Source organism: Paenibacillus arenosi (genome assembly GCF_014841135.1).
Lineage (GTDB): Bacteria > Bacillota > Bacilli > Paenibacillales > Paenibacillaceae > Paenibacillus_B > Paenibacillus_B arenosi.
The window spans coordinates 106472-126835 of record NZ_JACYTN010000011.1 but is presented as its reverse complement, the minus strand read 5'-3'; the positions used below and the strand labels follow the sequence as shown (position 1 = coordinate 126835).

The 20364-nt window shown below is 43.8% G+C and carries 18 protein-coding genes and 2 CRISPR repeat arrays; of the genes, 15 read left to right on the top strand and 3 right to left on the bottom strand.

The features are described from left to right. From IFO66_RS14445 to IFO66_RS14435, 3 genes are all read right to left on the bottom strand, one after another. The coding region (locus IFO66_RS14445) for an IS256 family transposase (RefSeq protein WP_192025817.1) at nucleotides 1-654 on the bottom strand (654 nt) is incomplete at its 3' end. A gap of 327 nt (nucleotides 655-981) precedes the next feature. Beyond that, on the bottom strand, nucleotides 982-1158 hold the full coding sequence (locus IFO66_RS14440) for a hypothetical protein (protein ID WP_192025816.1): 177 nt from the start codon (nucleotides 1156-1158) through the stop codon (nucleotides 982-984). A 76-nt stretch (nucleotides 1159-1234) separates the two neighbouring features. Then, complete coding sequence (locus tag IFO66_RS14435) at nucleotides 1235-2383, bottom strand: PocR ligand-binding domain-containing protein (RefSeq protein ID WP_192025815.1); 1149 nt, start codon at nucleotides 2381-2383, stop codon at nucleotides 1235-1237. Between the two features lie 289 nt (nucleotides 2384-2672). Between IFO66_RS14435 and IFO66_RS14430 the strand changes: the two genes are divergently transcribed. The 15 genes from IFO66_RS14430 (at nucleotide 2673) to IFO66_RS14360 (ending at nucleotide 20189) form a co-directional block, all read left to right on the top strand. After that, on the top strand, nucleotides 2673-3806 hold the full coding sequence (locus tag IFO66_RS14430; RefSeq protein WP_192025814.1) for a glycerol dehydrogenase: 1134 nt from the start codon (nucleotides 2673-2675) through the stop codon (nucleotides 3804-3806). Nucleotides 3807-3883: 77 nt separating this feature from the next. Beyond that, a complete protein-coding gene (dhaK, locus tag IFO66_RS14425; protein ID WP_192025813.1) occupies nucleotides 3884-5644 on the top strand; it encodes a dihydroxyacetone kinase subunit DhaK in 1761 nt (586 codons plus the stop codon). A gap of 311 nt (nucleotides 5645-5955) precedes the next feature. Further along, on the top strand, nucleotides 5956-6903 hold the full coding sequence (locus IFO66_RS14420; RefSeq protein ID WP_337913098.1) for a putative RNA methyltransferase: 948 nt from the start codon (nucleotides 5956-5958) through the stop codon (nucleotides 6901-6903). A 254-nt stretch (nucleotides 6904-7157) separates the two neighbouring features. After that, nucleotides 7158-7856 (top strand): early set domain-containing protein, encoded by a 699-nt coding sequence (locus IFO66_RS14415; protein WP_192025812.1) that lies wholly within the window; start codon nucleotides 7158-7160, stop codon nucleotides 7854-7856. Nucleotides 7857-8019: 163 nt separating this feature from the next. After that, nucleotides 8020-8574, top strand: coding sequence for a hypothetical protein (locus IFO66_RS14410; RefSeq protein ID WP_192025811.1), 555 nt, complete (start codon nucleotides 8020-8022; stop codon nucleotides 8572-8574). A 145-nt stretch (nucleotides 8575-8719) separates the two neighbouring features. Next, entirely contained in the window at nucleotides 8720-9571 is an 852-nt protein-coding gene (gene pxpB / locus IFO66_RS14405) for a 5-oxoprolinase subunit PxpB (protein ID WP_225445771.1), read from the top strand. Next, a complete protein-coding gene (locus tag IFO66_RS14400) occupies nucleotides 9568-10587 on the top strand; it encodes a 5-oxoprolinase subunit C family protein (RefSeq protein ID WP_192025810.1) in 1020 nt (339 codons plus the stop codon). Before pxpB ends, IFO66_RS14400 begins: the two co-directional genes overlap by 4 nt. Then, nucleotides 10588-11361, top strand: coding sequence for a LamB/YcsF family protein (locus tag IFO66_RS14395; protein WP_192025809.1), 774 nt, complete (start codon nucleotides 10588-10590; stop codon nucleotides 11359-11361). A gap of 607 nt (nucleotides 11362-11968) precedes the next feature. After that, a complete protein-coding gene (gene htpG / locus IFO66_RS14390) occupies nucleotides 11969-13852 on the top strand; it encodes a molecular chaperone HtpG (protein WP_192025808.1) in 1884 nt (627 codons plus the stop codon). A 398-nt stretch (nucleotides 13853-14250) separates the two neighbouring features. Continuing rightward, nucleotides 14251-14679: direct repeats of the CRISPR family, unit length 32 nt; unit sequence GTCGCTCTCTACGCGAGAGCGTGGATTGAAAC. Between the two features lie 298 nt (nucleotides 14680-14977). Continuing rightward, nucleotides 14978-15341: direct repeats of the CRISPR family, unit length 32 nt. Nucleotides 15342-15615: 274 nt separating this feature from the next. Continuing rightward, nucleotides 15616-15780: a DUF3934 family protein gene (locus IFO66_RS14385; RefSeq protein WP_084509147.1), complete on the top strand. Its 165-nt coding sequence runs from the start codon at nucleotides 15616-15618 to the stop codon at nucleotides 15778-15780. 87 nt (nucleotides 15781-15867) lie between these two features. Beyond that, nucleotides 15868-16311, top strand: a complete 444-nt coding sequence (locus IFO66_RS14380; protein WP_192025830.1) for a HEAT repeat domain-containing protein — start codon at nucleotides 15868-15870, stop codon at nucleotides 16309-16311. Between the two features lie 210 nt (nucleotides 16312-16521). After that, nucleotides 16522-17103: a hypothetical protein gene (locus IFO66_RS14375; protein ID WP_192025807.1), complete on the top strand. Its 582-nt coding sequence runs from the start codon at nucleotides 16522-16524 to the stop codon at nucleotides 17101-17103. 212 nt (nucleotides 17104-17315) lie between these two features. After that, the gene (desA, locus tag IFO66_RS14370) at nucleotides 17316-18335 is read left to right on the top strand and encodes a Delta(5) desaturase DesA (RefSeq protein ID WP_192025806.1); all 1020 of its coding nucleotides are present in this window, start codon (nucleotides 17316-17318) and stop codon (nucleotides 18333-18335) included. Nucleotides 18336-18453: 118 nt separating this feature from the next. Continuing rightward, nucleotides 18454-19593: a sensor histidine kinase gene (locus IFO66_RS14365; protein ID WP_192025805.1), complete on the top strand. Its 1140-nt coding sequence runs from the start codon at nucleotides 18454-18456 to the stop codon at nucleotides 19591-19593. Further along, nucleotides 19590-20189 (top strand): response regulator transcription factor, encoded by a 600-nt coding sequence (locus tag IFO66_RS14360; RefSeq protein ID WP_028594776.1) that lies wholly within the window; start codon nucleotides 19590-19592, stop codon nucleotides 20187-20189. Before IFO66_RS14365 ends, IFO66_RS14360 begins: the two co-directional genes overlap by 4 nt. Nucleotides 20190-20364: the final 175 nt, after the last annotated feature.

Sequence of the window (20364 nt, the reverse complement as noted above, 5' to 3'; positions counted from 1 at the left end):
TTCCATGAAAAAGACGCCCCAGCTTGCTTCAGACTCGGTATCGCCAATCTGCAAGCCTAAAATTTCACGAGTACCTTTTTCGTTAATGCCAGCGGCAATCATCACAGCACGTGAGCGAACTCGACCATCTTCACGCACCTTTACATATAAAGCATCGACCAGGATAAAAGGGTACATCTTCTGGCTAAGCGGTCGCTGTGCCCATTCCTGCACAATCGGGTCCAATTGCTTACACAGCTCACTAACCGTCGATTTAGAAAACGTTGTCCCGCAAAGCTCTTCCGTTATGTTGGCCACTTTCCTTGTCGACACGCCATTGAGCACCATCTCCATAAGAGCTAACACAAGTGCCTGCTCGCTGCGTTGGTATCTGGCAAACAACTTCGTGGAAAACGCTCCGTCCCTAAAGCGCGGTACATTCAGAGTGAGCTTTCCAACTCGTGTAGTCAGCGTATGTGGATAGGTTCCATTTCGATATCCTTGCCGTTCCTCCGTACGTTCATAATGTTCCGCTTGGAGTTGGTCCGTTGCTTGTGCTTTCAAGACCTGGTTTAGAACGGTCTCAAGCAATGCAGCAACTCCCGCATCCCGGGACTCACCAATAAACAATTGATGCAATAATGGTTCATCTAAGGTAATATGATATTGAGCCATAAATAGTACCTCCTCTGAATGGGTCTGCATAACTTCATTCTAGACGAGGCTCTATTTCATGGCTCTTTTTTAATCACCATTTTACACAATTATACGGACTCAACTCATTTCAGGGCTAATAGTGACAAAAATGCATTTATTTTTGAAATATTTCTACTTTAGGTGCTTAAACGGGAAAAATAACTGCATTTTTGTCCTTATTTGCGTCTATACGCTGTTTTTGAGAAAAAATAACTGCACTTTTGCCGGTTTTGGATGCTGTGTAGTTTGGCGTATCGCCTATTCGAGCTACTAGCCACTAGAGATTAGCGAGTAGTCAATGTCCAATTAATCACGCTGCTTAGAAGGCAGGTGCAAAAATATAAATAGGAGCATCCAAAGGATGCAGCCCAATAAAATATAAAGCCCGCTTGCAGCGATGTCTATACCTTCAGGGCTGAGTAGGATTCCCGTAAAGAATCCCAGCACCATACTAATAACAATTTCCAGCACTTTTAGCTTCATATCAAGTCTCCTTTGCTTGAAGTAGTGCATGTCAGCAATTTGAACGGCTAGTAATTAAAAACAAGGTTACTATCTATTATATGTTCATACCATCATTTACCCATGTTAGTTTCCGATAAGCAGCAGGAGTGCATCTCGCAAACTTTTTAAATGTCTTTATAAAATAGCTAGGCTCACTAAATCCGAGCTCATTGCTTATTTGTGCAATCGCCCAATCGGTAGACTCCAGCATTTGCTTGGCCCATACCATCTTCATGCGTGGGACAAATGTGGAGAAACTTTCACCCGTTTCTTTTGTAAATAGGCGGCTAAAATAGCTCGGACTAACGTGGCAAAGATCGGCCATATCCGTAAGCTTGATCGTGGCACTTCTATGCGCATTTATATAGTCAAAAGCAGGCTGAAGTATGGAGCTAGAGACATGCTTTTTCATTTCAGAATTAGGGAGCGTAATTGCTTCGTCTACAAGCTTGTCTGTCGAATGTCCCGAATCCTCTTTCGCGGTAGCATGAACGGGAAGCTTAGAGAAATTTGCTGATTTCGCCGATGCCGTTGCTCTTATATCAGGACGGTCTTGTCGCGTAGAAACATTCGTATACACCGCAGAACGACTTTCCTGATCGGAAGCATCCATTTGCACCCCAGAAGAGTTCGCGCCCAACGCTTGGCGGTAGCTTTCAATCACCGCATTTTTATCAATCGCTTCTTCCACCATATAATTGCACAAATGATACAGCATATCGGAGATTGTTGCTACTTCTTCATAAGTTAGTACGGGAAGCTCGGCATAAGCTTGCTCCAAGCTGCGAAACTTCTCATCTGTCTCCACACGAGGAGGACGCGTTACGATCTGTTCCAGCTCAACCGTACTATCATCTTTTAACAGCACTTGGCCAGCCATAATGGCACCAATATATTGATCATGCACAATGATCGGGATGGCGATATCAATAATATTAAAGTGGCATCGATATATATAAGGCTTATTCAGCCGCACCGCATCAAGTCCACCTCTAGCATCACATTTTTGACAATAGGGAGACAGCGACTCATCTTGACGAACTGCCTTGCAGAAGCTTTGACATTGGCTATGTTGAGATACGGGGACGCCTTTATAGTCGGTCGTAATGATGGCCATTTTCGTGACGAGAGAAAGCGAGTCCTGCAGCTTCTGCCACTTTTCCAGGTCGATAATGTTGTCTAATTGAAATTGTTGCGAGCTCATGCTGATCACCATCTTCCATTCATACGCTTGAATCAAGTATAGCATGATATTCCTATGGAAGGACAAGATCGTCCTATTTGCACAGAAGATCTGCTAGAACGTGATATGAAAACGCTTTATTTAGACTTCATTGTTCAATGACCTTCAGATTGGGTAATCCTATAATAAAATTACATACAAATCGAATTAATAAATTTCCAAGGCTAGAAAGTATGAAGACGATTAAGAAGTATGAACTAAATTGTGCATTGACTATTACCGTACAGGATCGCATAGGAGGATGAATAACATGAGAAGAGCGTTTATTAGTCCAGCTAAATATGTTCAAGGTGAAAATGAAATTGTAAATCTCGGGTATTTCATCAAAACATTTGGTGAATCCGCTTTATTGATTGCTAGCAAAGATGACGCAGCGCGCGTTAGAGATAAATTAGTACACACGATGAAAGAGTATGGAGTTACGATTGTTGAAAGCGGTTTTAATGGGGAATGTTCCCGTCAGGAAGTTGCTCGTTTGCAGCAGCTGGCGAAAGAGCATAATTGTGCTTGCACGATCGGTCTTGGTGGAGGAAAAGCAATCGATGCAGCGAAATGTGTAGCTGAGGGAGAGGCGCTTATTATTGTGCCGACGATTGCTGCGACAGATGCGCCGACAAGCCATTCCGCGGTGTTGTATACACCAGAAGGCGAGTTCGACGACTATGCTTACTTCAAGCAAAGCCCAAGTGTCGTATTGATTGATACGACGGTTATCGCGAATGCACCAACGCGTTTCCTAGTAGCGGGCATGGGTGATGCGCTGTCTACTTATTTTGAAGCAAGAGCAACAGCGAAATCCTACTCTAATGTGAACGCAGGGCTTCCGTGCGGACGTATTGAAGGTGTAGGCGAGCCTGCAAAAGGAACAAAGGCTGCGCTTGCATTAGCGAAGCTGTGCTATGAAACACTACTTGAGGATGGTTACAAAGCTAAGTTGGCTTCGGATGCAAACATCGTGACACCAGCGCTTGAAAATATTATCGAGACGAACATTTTGTTGTCTGGTCTAGGTTTTGAGAGTGGCGGTTTGGCAGCAGCACATGCGATCCATAACGGATTGACAGCATTAGAAGGTGCGCATCATTATTTCCATGGTGAGAAAGTGGCATTTACAACAATTGTGCAATTGGTGCTTGAAAATGCAAACAAAGAAGAGCTAGACGAAGTATTGGGTTTCTGCGTATCAGTCGGGTTGCCCGTATGTCTTGCAGATATCGGTGTTCATGAAGTGACAAGAGAAGAATTGATGAATGTAGCTGTAAAAGCGTGCATCCCAGAGGAATCGATTCATTCGATGCCATTCCCAGTAACCCCAGATGACGTGGTAGGAGCCATTATCGTGGCGGACCAATTGGGACAGCAGTACAAGACGACTGTTAATTAAGGAAATAGCTGTTTGTAAAGGTTGTTCAAAATGCCGACTTTTTGAATATGTACTAATTAAGGTAAGAGGTGTCTTCTATGAAAAAAATAATGAACCAACCAGAAACGCTCGTGCGTGAAATGTGTAGAGGTATCGTGCTGGCGCATCCAGAATTGGAGTTCAATAGCAAATATAAAATCATCAAAAAGAAAGACATCAACCAAGATAAAGTAACACTGATTAGCGGCGGCGGCAGTGGTCATGAGCCTGCGCATGCGGGATTTGTCGGTCAAGGGATGCTGGATGCTGCGGTATGCGGAGACGTATTTGCTTCCCCTTCTCAAATTCAGGTCTATCAAGGTCTGAAAGCTTCGGCTAGTAAGAAAGGGACTTTGATGATCATTAAAAATTACAGCGGCGATATGATGAACTTCAAAAACGCTGCCCACCTTGCTGGCGAAGACGGATTGTTGGTTGACTATGTAAAAGTCGATGACGATATCGCAGTAGAAGACAGCTTGTACACGGTCGGCAGACGCGGTGTAGCAGGTACGGTATTCGTGCATAAAATTGCTGGCGCAGCAGCGGAAGAAGGTAAAGAGCTGAGCGAAGTGAAAGCAGCTGCACAGCAGGCAATTGATAACACGAGAAGTATTGGCTTTGCGCTTACTTCTTGCACAGTTCCAGCGAAAGGTACGCCAACGTTCCAGTTGAACGATGACGAGATCGAGTACGGTGTCGGCATCCACGGTGAGCCGGGCATTCGCAGAGAGAAGATTGCATCTGCCGATGTGCTTGCGAGCAAGATGGTAGCGGACCTTATTCGTGACATGAAGCTTAGCGATAGTGAAGAGCATGAGATTGCTTTGCTCATCAATGGATTTGGCAGCTCCCCATTGCAGGAACTGTACTTGCTTGCTAACTCTGTCGTGAATGCGTTGAAAGATAAGAACATTACGATCTTCAAAGTGTTCGTCGGCAACTATATGACGAGCATTGATATGGCAGGTGCATCGGTAACGATGATGAAGCTGAACGATGAGTTGAAGCATTATTTGCAGGCTAGCTGTAATACACCTGCGCTTCAAGTGAATGGTGAGTTTTTGCCAGTACACATCGAGGAAGCAGACGAGGAGTCACAGTCTGATGATGAGGTATCGTTCCGTTCCGAGACGGATTCGAAGTATGCCGTTGTAGAAGACAACAAGTTCTCTTTGAACAATCTCATTTACCTCGTGGATAAGATGAGTGAAGTCATCATTGAGAACGAAGTTCCATTCTGTGAGCTGGATTCTCATGCAGGAGATGGTGACTTCGGCATGAGCGTAGCGAAAGGCTTCCGCCAATTGAAGCGTGAATGGGCGGAAATTATGAAGCATCACACGGCGAATATCGGTGATTTCCTACATGCATGCTCGCTCATCATTATGGAGCATTGCGGTGGCGCTTCTGGCCCAATCTGGGGCTCAGCGTTCCGTGCGGCAAGCAAGGCGGCTGGCGATAAGACGGAACTGTCTGCTCCAGAATTTGCGGCAATGATGCAAGCCGTTGTGAAAGGTATTCAAGATACAGGCGAGCGTTCCTTTGGACGCGGGGCAGTTGTAGGAGATAAGACGCTGGTAGATGCGCTTGCTCCATTTGCGGATGCTTGGGTACAACGTGCAGAAGCTGGCGATGACATGAAGACAGCAGCGACAAAAGCGGCAGAAGCAGCTGTGCAAGGTGCGAAGCATACGGAGACGATTGTCGCTCGTATGGGACGCGCAGGTACAGTAGGCGAGCGCAGCCTTGGTTACCCAGATGCGGGAGCTTACGCGCTGGGCGTTATTTTCACGAAGCTAGCTGAAGAGATTAAATAATTGAACGATCCAACCTTCCGTTCCTTGATATTCGTGGAGCGGAAGGTTCTTTGTTTATTGTGTTCCTAAGGACAACATACGGTACTTTCAGCATGCTATAATAGCTGTAAAAGGACTGATTAATTCAGACGTTAATCCCTTCTAATGTTAAATATTGGAGATGCTGTTACTTATGATCATCAAATTCATTCGTTTGCGTTAATGAGAGGTACAGAGATATAGGCTCGAGTCATTTTTGATGAAAGTGACCTGAGTTTATTTAACTGTGCCTTTTTCCTTCTCTCAAATTGAATGGATGAGGTGTTTTTTTTGTGCTGACAAATAATTCGAAAATAGATGACAGCATCTGTTTGCTTACTCATTATCAACCTATTTTTGCATGTCCCATTTGCTTGCAATCGATGAGGGTACAATCTCGAAGCCTAGTATGTGGGAAGCGTCATAGCTTCGATATTGCCAAGCATGGCTATGTGAATTTGCTATCCCGTACCCATGCCACCAAATATGACAAGCAATTGTTCACGGCTCGTTCAGCTATAAGTGCAGATGGATTTTTCGCGCCGATGATCGAGGCAGTGTATGCGGCGATTGCACGTGCAGTTGGACCTACCGTTAATGGATTGAAAATGCTAGACGCAGGCTGTGGCGAAGGCTCCCTTTTGTCTGACATTCAGCGAAGGTTAATGGAGCACTCGCATGGTAAACATCTTGGCGTGGGCATAGACATTGCGAAGGAAGGAATAAGTCTGGCTTCTAGAAGAGGAGTGCGAGATTCAGCTGCTTCAAGAGCGCTTAAAGGATACCGAGATCATGAAGCGCTGGATACTATCTGGTGTGTAGCCGATCTGGCGAATTGTCCATTTGCCAATCAATCATTTGATGTGATCCTAAATGTATTATCTCCTGCCAATTATACAGAATTCCAGAGGTTGCTTGAGAAAGATGATTTCCTTGTAAAAGTAGTTCCGAATCATGCATACTTGCAGCAGTTGCGGGGATTATTTTATAACCAAGTGGATAAAAACGTTTATTCGAATGAACAGACGCTAGCGTTGTTTAGGCGCCAATTTGAACTACTAGATGTTCAATATATTCAATATGAATACGTATTAAATAGGCGTCAACTGAGACAGTTAATTGAAATGGCCCCATTAGCTTGGGGAGTGTCAAAAGAGAGGATACAGGAAGTGATAGACTGCGATCAAATGAAGATAACTTTTGATTATTCTATTTTGATTGGGAAGAAGAACAGCCAATGAGCTGTTCTTTTTTTGTCCTTATTAGTGAAAAGTCATTTTCCAATCTATGTAGGATTCCGACGGCGGATTTTCAACATAACTTTGGATAAATTGATAATAACTTTAAACTGTGTTCGGTTAAATCTTTAGTATAATGTTAATGCGCTTTAACTTTGGGAGGTAGAGCGAATTTTTAGTAGAGAAATAGAGTCTCTGCACATGCTTTTTACGTAATGAAAATACACACTATTCGTAGAAATGGGAGTGACCATGAGATGAGAAAAATGATAACCGTTTTAACTACGTTTGTTCTGCTGTTATTCGGGGCTGCGTCTGCTTTTGCTGCAAGCCCAGCTACTAGCAATTTGAGTAGCATCGTAAATGATCCTGCCTTCGGCATTACGGCTACCTATACGGGTAAAGATGCGAATGGAAATCATCATGTGCAATTGTCTTGGGACAATCGCGGCAGTAATGTAACTTCTTACACGGTTTATCGTTATCCAACTTTATATCCATGGGGTGGAGAAGTAGCGGTAGGATGCGCGAACTTGACGACGACAAGCTGCGAGCATGTTAGTACGGCATATGGTCAATACGGATATGTAGTAAGAGCGTATTATCAGGATGGAAGTGTCGTGCAGTCCAAACCAGCAATCGTAAATATTCATAAATACTCGGGTTCCCCAGCAACACCTGTCATTTATGCAACAGAGCCTGTTAACGGTAGCTTTACTGTTGGCTTCAACATCACGTCCGGCAACAACGCTGATAGATGGGAGTTGAAAGAGAATGGACAAGGCGTCCTTCTATCTCCGAACTACACAGGTTCATTGATTGATAATGGTCAAGAGCCTCAACATGCCTCCCAAGCTTTTTACAACAAACCTTCAGGAACTTATGTATACCAAGTTAAGCTTATTAATTCTTATGGAACTTCACTATCATCGACAATAACGGTGGTTGTACCTTAATTGAATCGTGTTCTTGCTGCATGCTTGCTGTAAGGAATGCAGCTGGTATGAGACAGTCCCTGCTTAGGTGGGGACTGTTTTTTGTTGCTGCGATTTAAAATCGTCCGTTATAATTTGTGTGAAATCCAAATCTAGTTATTATAATGGAGGGAGAATTATATTAATGATGAAAGCACAAAAGAGTAAGATTCTGCTTGTCGTAGGTTGTTTTCTCCTCATAATAACTGGTTTATCCGCTAATATGCATAAAGAAAAAACGATTCCTCCACTATCGCTACAGCGTATCCAACAACTGCGTGAGCATTATCCCGTTTACAATTACGACCCTCCCAACTATGCAATTAGACCAATTTCTTATCAGGAAATGATAGAACGATCAGAAACCATCGTTGTGGCAGAATCACTCGGTGAATTACCTGAATACGAGACGGATCGATTCGGCAAGCCTGGCATACCTGAACAGAAGGTCCATGAAAAAATAACAAGTAAAGTAATCCCGCGAATCAACTCTAAATACACACAGTTTAAAATGAAGGTACTAGAAATCGTCAGTGGCCATCCTGTCGAGGGGGCGATTCATCTTGTCTATAGTTCGGACTTTAGAGGATATGAACCTGACCTTAAACGAGGAATGAAAATTGTTACTGGTATCGCGCAAGGTGAAACGCTGCAGAGAGACAATAGGTTCATTAAAAGAGAAGATCAAAGTGCTACATAGCGAGTAGTTGCTTAATAGATCTTAATAGATACATTCATCATGTTCATGCTCGCAGTACGATATAATGAACGAAAGATACCATGAATTTCAGTTGATATGCCGTAGAATTTATGATGTTCCATATCGCGTAAAAAAGGAGACTTCCATGCATTCAACGATAATGGGTACACAGGAAGAAGGCAATGTGCATCACATACCTATCGTCCCTTTGGGGGATCGAGCGCTGCTCGTTGATTGGGGTGGTAGCATAGCACGACATACTCATGAAAAAATTCGTACCTTTTGTGTGAAATTGGAGCGTGCTGCTATATCAGGCATCATCGAACTTATACCTTCCTATACGACGGTTACGATAGTCTACGACCCGATGGAACTGCGTGATTCAGCTACTGGTGAGCGCTGTTATCGTTATGATGGGCAGCTTACAGATTCTCCGTTTGAGCTTCTCAAGGGAATTATTGAGGGAATGCTTTGCTCTATGGAGGTGGTGATGGAATCCAGCAGCGCAGATTGTGTAAATTCCAATATTTCCACTAGTGCTACAAATGCGAGAAATGCTACAAATGCTGCAACTATAGTGGACATCCCCGTTTGTTATGGTGGAGCATTTGGACCGGATTTGCTAGAGGTAGCGGAACATACAGGATTAAGCCCGCAGGAAGTTATTGCGCTGCACTGTGGTCAATCTTACTTGGTATACATGGTCGGCTTCGCTCCAGGGTTTCCGTATCTTGGTGGCATGGATGAACGGATTGCTGTTCCGCGGCGCAGTTCCCCGCGGACGGCTATTACCCCAGGTTCAGTTGGTATTGGAGGAAGCCAGACGGGAATTTATCCATTGGCTACTCCTGGCGGATGGCAGCTCATCGGCAGGACACCGCGCCAATTGTTCCGCCCGCATCACGTAGACCCTAGTTTATTAAAGATGGGCGATATCGTTCGCTTCTACCCGATTGAACCTGAACAATTTGCGGAATGGAAAGAGGATGAGCAATGAGCCTTTCAATAATAAAGCAGGGCTTACTTACAACGGTGCAAGATTTAGGCAGATATGGTTACCAGGAGCAAGGCGTTATTGTAAGTGGAGCGATGGATACATTTGCACTGCGGGCAGCGAATATATTGGTGGGCAATGGAACAGGTGCAGCTGCACTGGAAATTACGCTGCGCGGGCCAGCAATTCGCTTTGAGGCGGATGCGCTAATCGCGATTTGCGGTGGGGATCTATCACCGACTATTAGTAGTGAAGATGTACCGTTGTGGCGGCCTATCCTCGTGAGGGCAGGCGAGGTGGTGGAGTTCGGAGAATGCCGATTAGGTGCGAGGGCATATCTGGCGGTAGCGGGCGGCATTGACGTGCCGATAGTGCTGCAGAGCCGCAGCACATATTTGCGTGCAGGTATAGGAGGGCATGAAGGCAGAGCTTTACGAGCGGGAGATGTACTGCCTATTGGTACAGCTTCGAATCATGCTGTTTGTTATATGAAGGAGCGTCAAGCTGCACTGCAAGCAGTCCCTTTCCTTGCAGCTACTTGGTTTATTGGCTATACAGCTCAACCCGTTTATCGTGATGAACCCGTTATTCGTTTCGTACAAGGACGTGAATATACCAAATTTACGCTAGACAGCAGGGCGGAACTGGTTAATCGACGCTTCCGTGTTACCCCTCAATCGGATCGGATGGGATATCGTTTGGAGGGAGCGGCACTTCGCTTAGAGGCGTCTATCGAGCTGTTATCAGAAGCTGTATCTTTCGGGACGATTCAAGTACCACCAGATGGGAATCCGATTATATTGATGGCAGATCGGCAAACCGTCGGTGGCTATCCGAAAATGGCACAAGTGGCAAGCGTGGATCTTCCGGTACTGGCTCAAGTGAAGCCGGGAGAACGAATCCGATTTGCCGAAATTTCATTAGAAGAAGCGCAACGGGAGTATATTTCAGCAGAATTATCATTGTTGCGGTTAGCAACATACGTTCAGCTATACATGAAGACAGGAGGTCCCCGTTAAATGTATACGATTGACTTGAACTGCGATATGGGGGAGAGCTTTGGTGCCTACACGATCGGCAACGATAAGGCTATTCTTGACCTCGTAACGTCCGTGAACATCGCTTGTGGCTATCATGCGGGTGATCCGCGAACGATGCGGCAAACGGTACAGATGGCCTTGCAGAAGCAGGTAGCGATTGGGGCTCACCCTGGGCTGCCTGACTTAGCAGGCTTTGGCCGACGCAATATGGCAATTACGCCAGAAGAAGCGTATGATATGACGGTTTACCAGATCGGTGCCTTGGACGGTTTTGTTCGTGCCGAAGGTGGAACAATGCAGCATGTAAAGCCGCATGGAGCCCTGTACAATATGGCCGCTCAACAGGAAAAACTTGCGGAGGCGATTGCCGAAGCCGTGTATCGAGTGAATCCAGAGCTGATGCTGTATGGGCTGTCTGGCAGCCAGCTGATTCAAGCTGGTGAACGCATTGGATTGCAGACGGCGAGCGAAGTATTTGCGGATCGGACGTATTGTCGAGATGGAAGCCTAACACCGAGAACAGAGCCAAATGCATTGATTAGTGATCCAGCCGAAGCTGCTGCTCAAATCCTCGAAATGGTCACAACAGGAACGGTTCGTTCGCGTGATGATGTAGAAGTGATGTTGAAGGCAGAGACGATCTGCATTCATGGCGATGGGGAACATGCAAGGGTGTTTGCCAGCCATATTCGGGACATGCTGGTAGCGAAAGGAATACAACTACAGGCGGTTGGACATCGGGCGATGCGTTAGAAGAGTTCGTTAGATATGTTAAAGCAGTAAGGCGAGCAGCATGTGGCAAGCTAGTACTAACGAAACGGGATCGTTTTGAAGGGCATAATGAAATTTAGTTGAAGATCGCAATACAATGATCTGCGTTACGCCGAGCCTGTTACTTAGTTTCGCAGAGGAATATGTGCTAACGGTTGCAGCAGAGGCTAATCAGCCTATATTGACGTGTGTAGAATTGTAACGAACGTCAGCGCACTTATTTGCCGGGTGGAGCGATAACATCCATCCATTTTTCTAAAATAGGCTCCCGCACAATCGTTACATCTCCACAATGGACGATTTCACGAAAATAACGTCAATGGCGCTCGTTAGAGGAAGTTGCGCATGAACATTCTGCAAGTAAACTTTCATAATTTTACTGATTGTTATTGACATGGAAAATTAGGGTGTGTTATATAAAAAAGAGGGATTAGCACTCTAACTCACTGAGTGCTAACAATGGCAAGGTGACGAACTGATCCGCATCTAAGATCGGGAGCTCCTTTATCTGCTCGCAGCCCTATACAACGAACTAGACAACTACATACACATATACATGTTATTTTCCAATCTGAAAGGAGACTTCTTCATGGCTAAAAAACAGTTCAAAGCAGAATCCAAGCGTTTGCTCGAAATGATGATTAACTCCATTTACACGCAGCGTGAAATCTTTTTGAGAGAGCTTATTTCCAACGCAAGTGACGCGATTGACAAAATGTATTACAAAGCACTTGCTGATGAGTCCGTCGTATTTGAAAAAGAGAACTACTATATTAAAGTTGCAATTGATAAAGACAAGCGTACTCTGACGCTTACCGATACAGGTGTCGGGATGACGAAGGAAGAGCTGGAGAACAACTTGGGCGTTATCGCGAAGTCTGGCTCGCTTGCATTTAAGACAGAAAATGAAAGTAAAGACGGACACAACATTATCGGTCAATTCGGTGTTGGCTTCTACTCTGCATTCATGGTTGCGGATGTCGTAACGGTTGTGAGTAAAGCGGTTGGCAGCGAAGAGGCATTCAAGTGGGAGTCCAAAGGTGCGGACGGCTACACGGTTACAGCAGCTGAAAAAGCGACTGTGGGTACAGAAATTACGCTACTCATCAAGGACAACACGGAAGAAGATAACTATGATGAGTATTTGGACGAGTATCGTTTGAAAGCGATCATTAAGAAGTACTCTGATTTCATTCGTTATCCGATCAAGATGGACGTGACGAGCCACCGTCCAATTGAAGGCAACGAAGATAACGAGCTAGAGACATATACAGAAGAGCAAACGGTTAACAGCATGGTTCCGATTTGGCGCAAAAATAGAAGTGAGCTAACGACGGAAGACTACGAGAACTTCTATAACGAGAAGCGTTACGGCTTCGACAAGCCTTTGAAGCATATTCATATTAGTGCAGACGGTGCGGTTGTGTACAACGCAATTCTATTTATCCCGGAAAATACGCCGTTCGATTACTATACAAAGGAATACGAGAAAGGTCTTGAGCTCTATTCCAATGGCGTTCTAATTATGAATAAATGCGGGGACTTGCTGCCGGATTACTTTGGTTTTGTAAAAGGTATGGTCGATTCCGAGGATCTGTCGCTTAACATTTCCCGTGAAATGCTGCAGCATGACCGTCAATTGACGCTTATCGCGAAAAATATTAAGAACAAGATTAAGTCGCAATTGCAAAGCTTGCTGAAAGACGAAAGAGAGCAGTACGATAAGTTCTATCAAGCTTTCGGTAGACAGTTGAAATACGGCGTATACAGCGACTACGGTATGAACAAAGACGTGCTGCAAGACTTGCTCATGTTCTACTCTTCTACAGAGAAGAAGCTGGTTACGTTGGATGAGTACGTTTCAAGAATGAAGGAAGATCAGAAGTACATTTACTATGCTTCAGGCGAGTCCGTTGAGCGCATTGAGAAATCGCCGCAGACAGAACTTGTATCTGATAAAGGCTATGAAATTCTCTACTTCACAGACGATATCGATGAGTTTGCGATCAAAATGATTATGAGCTACAAAGAAAAAGAGTTCAAGAACGTATCGAGCGGTGACTTGGGCATCGAAGCGGACGAGAATGAAATTTCTGAGGAAGAAGAGAACGACAATAAGGAGCTGTTCGAAGCGATGACTGGCTTGTTGTCAGGCAAAGTGAAGAGCGTTAAAGCATCCAAGCGTTTGAAGTCTCATCCCGTGTGCTTGTCTACGGAAGGCGAATTGACGATTGAGATGGAGAAAATCTTGAAAGCAATGCCGAACAGCCAAGATGTGCAAGCAGACAAAGTATTGGAGATTAACGTCAACCATGACGTGTTCGCATCTTTGAAAGCTGCGCATACATCTGCTGATCAAGAAAAGCTGGCATTGTACACGAACTTGTTGTACAGCCAAGCGTTGTTGATCGAAGGCTTGCCGCTGCAAGATCCAGTGGAGTTTACGAACAACATTTGTAAAGTGATGGTGTAGATTCAAGGTAGAGATTCTCTTATAGTAGATGTTCTCTATATTTGAAATAAAAGAGCTGTTAATAAGGTGAATGGTGAGTAGTAAGTAATCATGGAGTGATTATTGTGTATCAGTCTACTTTCTTAGAATGATTCATGCAGCAAGGCACCCATTCGTTTACTCTGACTCGCAAATGGATAACCCGTTTCCGGTGCACACCGGAGCGGGTTATTGTGCTAATTATGGGCATATTGTGCGAACCTGTAGCGCACATAAAATCCCTGGGATGTTCGCGATTGCGCTATGGCGCGGGTTGCGAGCCTTTTTATCCTATTTTGGGCCAGAAAATGTTCTGAAAAAGAGAGGTTCGCACTTTTAGTGCCCTGATCCCTTGTGTTATGCTAGCTGAAAAGACACCTGTCGCTCTCTACGCGAGAGCGTGGATTGAAACACTTCACTTGTGTCAACAACTATGTCTACCCCAAAGTCGCTCTCTACGCGAGAGCGTGGATTGAAACAAATTAGTCCCTCCAAATTTTATGTACTATTAGTGTCGCTCTCTACGCGAGAGCGTGGATTGAAACTGGTAGTCGCCGGACTCGCAAATTTCAATGCCGGTCGCTCTCTACGCGAGAGCGTGGATTGAAACTGTCTCCGCTCGCAGATCAGGAATGGAGTATGAACGTCGCTCTCTACGCGAGAGCGTGGATTGAAACCAGAATGCCCAAGATTCACTGTATGGTGGTCGAAGTCGCTCTCTACGCGAGAGCGTGGATTGAAACCTCTATGATGGTCAACAATGAACCGAAAGGGTTTGTCGCTCTCTACGCGAGAGCATGGATTGAAACTCACGGTCACGATCAATCTTCTGATAGCTGTGGTGTCGCTCTCCATTACTAGCTGATTTAACCGTAATAAAACTTAACGTGAACTATTAATGTTTTAGGGGGAAATCTTTACTTTTTCAATTATTTGATTTGGTGCGAACCTTAAGTGCACATAAAATCCCTAGGGTATTCGCACCTGCGCAGTGGCGCGAGTTTTGAACATTTTTCTTGTTTTTGCACGTTGGAAAATGGGGTGAAAAACGAGATTCGCACTTTTGGGCCTCTGAGCCCTTGCGTAGTAAGGGCTCAAAAAGCTCGCAGTCACTCTCTACACGAGAGTGTGGATTGAAACTTAAACCCTTAAGTACTTAATTAACTACTACTAAGTCACTCTCTACACGAGAGTGTGGATTGAAACTATACAAGAAGCGGAATATATACAGTATGCTTGGTCACTCTCTACACGAGAGTGTGGATTGAAACAGGAAGGGCTACTGGAACAGGCACGAGGGAGAATCGGTCACTCTCTACACGAGAGTGTGGATTGAAACTCGCATCTTTGTTGTATCAATATCTCGCATCCTAAGTCACTCTCTACACGAGAGTGTGGATTGAAACTGGATTTTTTGATGGACATTCCAACTGATTTTTGTCACTCTCTACACGAGAGTGTGGATTGAAACATTCACCGCCTACTTCCTCCGCCTGATATTTTTAGTCACTCTCTACACGAGAGTAAGGATTGCCAAGTGATGGACTAACACAACTGATAAGGTATAATAAAGATAATCCGTGTCTGGCACGTACCAGCGCGGATTATCTTTTTTCTGTACATATGGTATAGGATAGGGTATATTTCAACATGCTTGGATTAAGAGCAATTTAGCAGGGACAAACGGTAATGCATCTACACGATCAACCTATAAGTCTGTGCAAAATAGGTAACGGAGTGATCATTTGAGTAAAAGCAAAGGTAAAGGAACGGGGAGAGGAACAGGCAAAAAAGGCTGGAACCGCTGGCAGGCTAGTGAGAAGCGGAGACAGAATGCGCCAAAACCTTACAAAAGTAAAGGCACTAAAAATCCCAATGGAACTAATGCTAGTGACACTAAAGGTGACTGATCGAAATAGAAAGCATGTTGCTAATTCTTTATAGAAGAGAACAAGCATCGTTTGCTGAGTAGATAAAAGGAGATGGAGTAAATGGAATTGGACAACCAAGAATTGCAACAAGAAGCAGCTTCAAAATATGAGGAATTAAAAAAGGCGGCAAACCGTACATCGAACTGGAGAGAGCGTTTAGATGCTGTTGAACAATTGGGTCAATTGGACAACCCTCAAGTCATTGATGTACTCAAACATAGATTGATGAATGATACGGTGTATCAAGTTCAAGAAGCGGCTTACCGTGAATTGAAGAAACTTGGTGAAGATGTTCAGCTGCCGCCAAGAAAAAATGGTGAGATCGTAAAAGGTCTTACGAAATTGTTGGTCAGAATTAAGAAGAGCTTGCCAGCCGATCATACGTATGAACAATTTAAAGAAAAACTTCAAAAAATGCGTTCAGACGTATATGATGCTTACGAAGGCCAAAAGGGCGATGACTTTGATCAATGGCTTGAAAGCACGTGGGCTTCGCTATCTAAAAAGTAGTCATTAATAGGTGTGTTCATCTTACGAACATGTGAATAGGAAGAAAATGACGATTGCATGGACGTGCAATCGTTTTTTTTATGTGAATTTTTAATATTATAAAATTTTTGCTTACAATTTGTTCAATTACCACTATAATGAAATATTGTATGGAAAAAATATCATATTTATTATGGCGAGTTTGGTACTTTACACAACAGGGGGATGTTCATGAAAAAAGTAATCGCTTTGATCGCAATGTGTGTATTTATACTAATGGGATGTGCAGACAAAGAATCAAGTTCTCAAAAGAGTTCATCAACTGCTCCACCGCCGAAAGGGAGCAAACAACTGGAACAAATACAAATCCTTGACGATAAAGTCAGCGTACTAATTCCAAAAGGATTTGAAATTATGTCAGAAGAGATGGCAGCTACAAAGTATCCTGGTGAAAATAGACCAACCTTAATTTATACCGATGAAGATGGATCTATCAATGTAGCTTTTAACCATCTGCCAACTCCGATCTCAGAAGATGAGCTGGATAAGTTTGTAGCCGCTATGAAAAAACAGTTTGAGAAAGTACATCCATCTGCTACATGGTATGATGATGGTGTGACTACGATCAACAACAAAAGTGTCGGTTACTTAGAACTGCTTACTCCAGCAGTGGATACGAACGTTTACAACTTAATGTTCATGACAGAGGTAGACGGCAGAATTCTACTAGGGACATTTAACTGTACAGAAGAACAAATGGCTGAATGGCGTTTAAGTGCGAAGGAAATTATGCATTCCTTGCAAGAGAAGTAAATGGAAATCATTTTTAAAATAGATCCTTACAGAGCATGCCACTAATCGGCATGCTTTTTTTAGTACGTCCTATCGCCTATATGACATATGTCATGTCCCCTAATGACGTTTATGACTATTGCCCATGACATGTTCTTTCTATAATAACAATAGATAAATACGTCTTTGTAGGGTAGGTTCGTTATGCGTCATATTTGGGAGGAATACATGCGATGACTCAAGCTCAGCAAGCGAAGTTAAGAAAAGACATGATGCCTTATGAAAAATCAGATCCTAAAAAAAGTATTCGACAAATGATTAATACGCTTGTACCGTTGTTTGCACTATGGTATGCGGCATACTTAAGCTTATCCGTATCGTATTGGCTAACATTGCCGATCTCGATTATTGCAGCGGGCTTTGTTATTCGAACGTTTATTATTTTTCATGATTGTTGTCATCAATCGTTCTTTAAAAGCCGTAAAGCAAACGATATTATCGGTAACATTACCGGTGTAATAACGTTGGTTCCTTATCAACAATGGAAAAATTGCCACTCGATTCATCACGCGACGAGCAGTAACCTCGATAAGCGCGGAATCGGAGATATGTGGGTACTAACAGTTGATGAGTATGATGCAGCTCCATTAAAGACGAAAATAGCTTATAGAATATATCGTAATCCGTTTGTGATGCTCTTGATTGGGCCCATTGCTATCTTTTTAATTGCTTATCGATTTAACCGTAAAGGTGCTAGATCGAAGGAGAAAATAAATACGCATTTGACGAATGTTGCGATCGTAGCTTTGTATGCATTTATGTGCTGGCTCATTGGCTGGCAGGCATTTGTTCTTGTTCAAGGACCAATCTTCTTTATTTCAGCAATGCTTGGCATTTGGTTGTTCTATGTACAGCATCAGTTTGAGGATTCTTACTTTGAGCATGAAGATGAGTGGAGTTATGTATTGGCTGCGGTGGAAGGTAGCTCGTACTATAAGCTGCCGAAAGTGCTGCAATGGTTGACGGGCAATATCGGATTCCATCATGTGCATCATCTAAGCCCGAAGGTGCCTAACTATAACTTAGAAAAAGCACATGATGACACACCGCCGCTGCATCATGCGACGACGATTACATTGCGAACAAGCCTTGCTTCCCTTCGTTTTAGCTTGTGGGATGAAGAGAGCAAGTCCTTTATCAGCTTCAAGGATCGGAAGCGCATCATGATGCGTAAGAGCGTGTCATTGAAGTAATCATATTAGCTCTTCTTAGAGCACCTTTAATCATCTAATTGAACGGAATACGACAAGTTTCATCGTGGATATGGTACGATATAAATAACTTGAGACAGCGAGAGAAAGGGGGGGTTCGATGCAGAAGTGGTATCACATTTTTCAAAGAAGTACAGGCCTAAGCCCTTATGTATGGGTCATCTTCTACATCCTCCCTTTCTATTTTATATTTAGTTCCACATCTATGTACGAAAGCATTATTGGCATCGCTATGGTGCTGATGTTCTTTGCTTGCTATGTGCTTTCTTTTGTTTCAACAGGGCGGATCATGTACTTCTGGACAGCGGTGCAAATCTTAATTTCGGTTACGATGACGGTACTGTTCGGCTATGTGTATTTTTCGCTCTTTTTAGCGTTCTTTATCGGAAATATTCAGCATAAAGTAGGTTTTATTACGATGTATTGCATTCATCTTGTGACGACTTTCGTGACGATCAACTACGGGTTTTTAACAAAGAATCCAGTCATGCTCTCCCAAATTCCCTTTATCCTTGTCAGCTTGCTCGGTGTCGTTCTTCTTCCGGTTACGACATACAATCGAAATAAGCGTGAGAAGTTGGAAGTGCAGCTAGAGGATGCTAATAAGCGGATTTCGGAATTGGTGAAGCTGGAGGAGCGTCAACGAATTGCACGTGACTTGCATGATACATTAGGACAAAGGTTATCGCTAATTGGATTGAAAAGTGATCTAGCCAGCAAGCTCATCACGAAGAATCCGGTTCAAGCACAAGCGGAGATAAAAGATGTTCGGCAGGCCGCTCGCAGTGCGTTGAAGGAAGTGCGCGAGTTGGTCACACAAATGCGAGGGGCTAGGCTGCACGAAGAAATGTTCCGTGTAGAGCAAATTTTAAAAGCTGCGGAAATTGAGTTGGCTATTAAAGGTGAAGTAAGGCTTCCCAACACGTCTTTATTAAATGAAAATGTGCTCAGTATGTGTGTGAAAGAGGCCGTAACGAATATTGTGAAGCATAGTCATGCTACGGCATGTTCCATTGAGATAGAATCTGCTGAAACGAAGGCAACGATTAAGATTGAGGACAATGGGGTAGGACTACCGAAGTCTTTCAACCTTTCCAAAGGGAATGGGCTTCAAGGTATGAAAGAGCGTCTTGAATTTGTGAACGGCACGATGGAAATGATAACCGACAATGGAATGAAGCTCATTATTAGTGTACCGAACGTATTCAGAGCACCTGAACAGGAGGTAGGGAAATCATGATTCGTATCGTAATAGCTGAAGATCAGCGTATGTTGCTTGGCGCACTTGCTTCCCTGCTTGATTTGGAAGAGGATATGAGTGTCGTCGGTCGAGCGAGCAATGGTCAGGAAGCGGTTGAATTAGTACGTCAGCATAAGCCAGATATTTGCGTTATGGATATTGAGATGCCTGGGATGAGCGGGTTGGAAGCGGCAGAGGAGCTAAAAGGATTTGGCTGCAAAGTGCTTATATTAACTACCTTTGCTCGAAGTGGTTATTTTGACAGGGCGCTCAAGGCAGGGGCGAACGGCTATTTGCTCAAAGACAGTCCGAGTGAAGAGTTGGCAAGCGCAATTCGCAGCATTATGGCGGGTCGGCGTATTTATGCATCAGAGCTTGTCGATGAGTCATATGGGGAGACGAACCCGTTAACAGACCGTGAGAAAGAAGTTCTTGAACTGATCGCGGATGGCAAAAATACGAAAGAAATCGCAAGCCAACTGTATTTAACGACAGGGACGGTTCGCAATTATATTTCGGTTATTTTGGATAAGCTCGACGTCAGCAACCGGATCGAAGCGATTATGCGCTTCAAAGAGAAGGGCTGGTTTAAATAGGTTGAATAAGTGAATATGTTGAACATGGCAAAAGACCGTTTGGAGATGAGTTGACTATCTCTAGCGGTCTTCATTTGAGTTAATTGAGTTGATGCAATAAAAATAAATGGATGCAAACATGCATCTTTTTAAAGCTCATTTTATGAGAGAAATAGAAATGGATGCGTATATGCAT

What these genes read in the sequence shown, in the direction of transcription:
- IFO66_RS14400 (WP_192025810.1), top strand. Translation starts at nt 9,568, where the DNA reads ATGAGCCTTTCAATAATAAAGCAGGGCTTACTTACAACGGTGCAAGAT.
- IFO66_RS14435 (WP_192025815.1), bottom strand. Translation starts at nt 2,383, where the DNA reads ATGAGCTCGCAACAATTTCAATTAGACAACATTATCGACCTGGAAAAG.
- htpG (WP_192025808.1), top strand. Translation starts at nt 11,969, where the DNA reads ATGGCTAAAAAACAGTTCAAAGCAGAATCCAAGCGTTTGCTCGAAATG.
- IFO66_RS14415 (WP_192025812.1), top strand. Translation starts at nt 7,158, where the DNA reads ATGAGAAAAATGATAACCGTTTTAACTACGTTTGTTCTGCTGTTATTC.
- IFO66_RS14365 (WP_192025805.1), top strand. Translation starts at nt 18,454, where the DNA reads ATGCAGAAGTGGTATCACATTTTTCAAAGAAGTACAGGCCTAAGCCCT.
- dhaK (WP_192025813.1), top strand. Translation starts at nt 3,884, where the DNA reads ATGAAAAAAATAATGAACCAACCAGAAACGCTCGTGCGTGAAATGTGT.
- IFO66_RS14395 (WP_192025809.1), top strand. Translation starts at nt 10,588, where the DNA reads ATGTATACGATTGACTTGAACTGCGATATGGGGGAGAGCTTTGGTGCC.
- IFO66_RS14430 (WP_192025814.1), top strand. Translation starts at nt 2,673, where the DNA reads ATGAGAAGAGCGTTTATTAGTCCAGCTAAATATGTTCAAGGTGAAAAT.
- pxpB (WP_225445771.1), top strand. Translation starts at nt 8,720, where the DNA reads ATGCATTCAACGATAATGGGTACACAGGAAGAAGGCAATGTGCATCAC.
- desA (WP_192025806.1), top strand. Translation starts at nt 17,316, where the DNA reads ATGACTCAAGCTCAGCAAGCGAAGTTAAGAAAAGACATGATGCCTTAT.
- IFO66_RS14410 (WP_192025811.1), top strand. Translation starts at nt 8,020, where the DNA reads ATGATGAAAGCACAAAAGAGTAAGATTCTGCTTGTCGTAGGTTGTTTT.
- IFO66_RS14375 (WP_192025807.1), top strand. Translation starts at nt 16,522, where the DNA reads ATGAAAAAAGTAATCGCTTTGATCGCAATGTGTGTATTTATACTAATG.
- IFO66_RS14440 (WP_192025816.1), bottom strand. Translation starts at nt 1,158, where the DNA reads ATGAAGCTAAAAGTGCTGGAAATTGTTATTAGTATGGTGCTGGGATTC.
- IFO66_RS14360 (WP_028594776.1), top strand. Translation starts at nt 19,590, where the DNA reads ATGATTCGTATCGTAATAGCTGAAGATCAGCGTATGTTGCTTGGCGCA.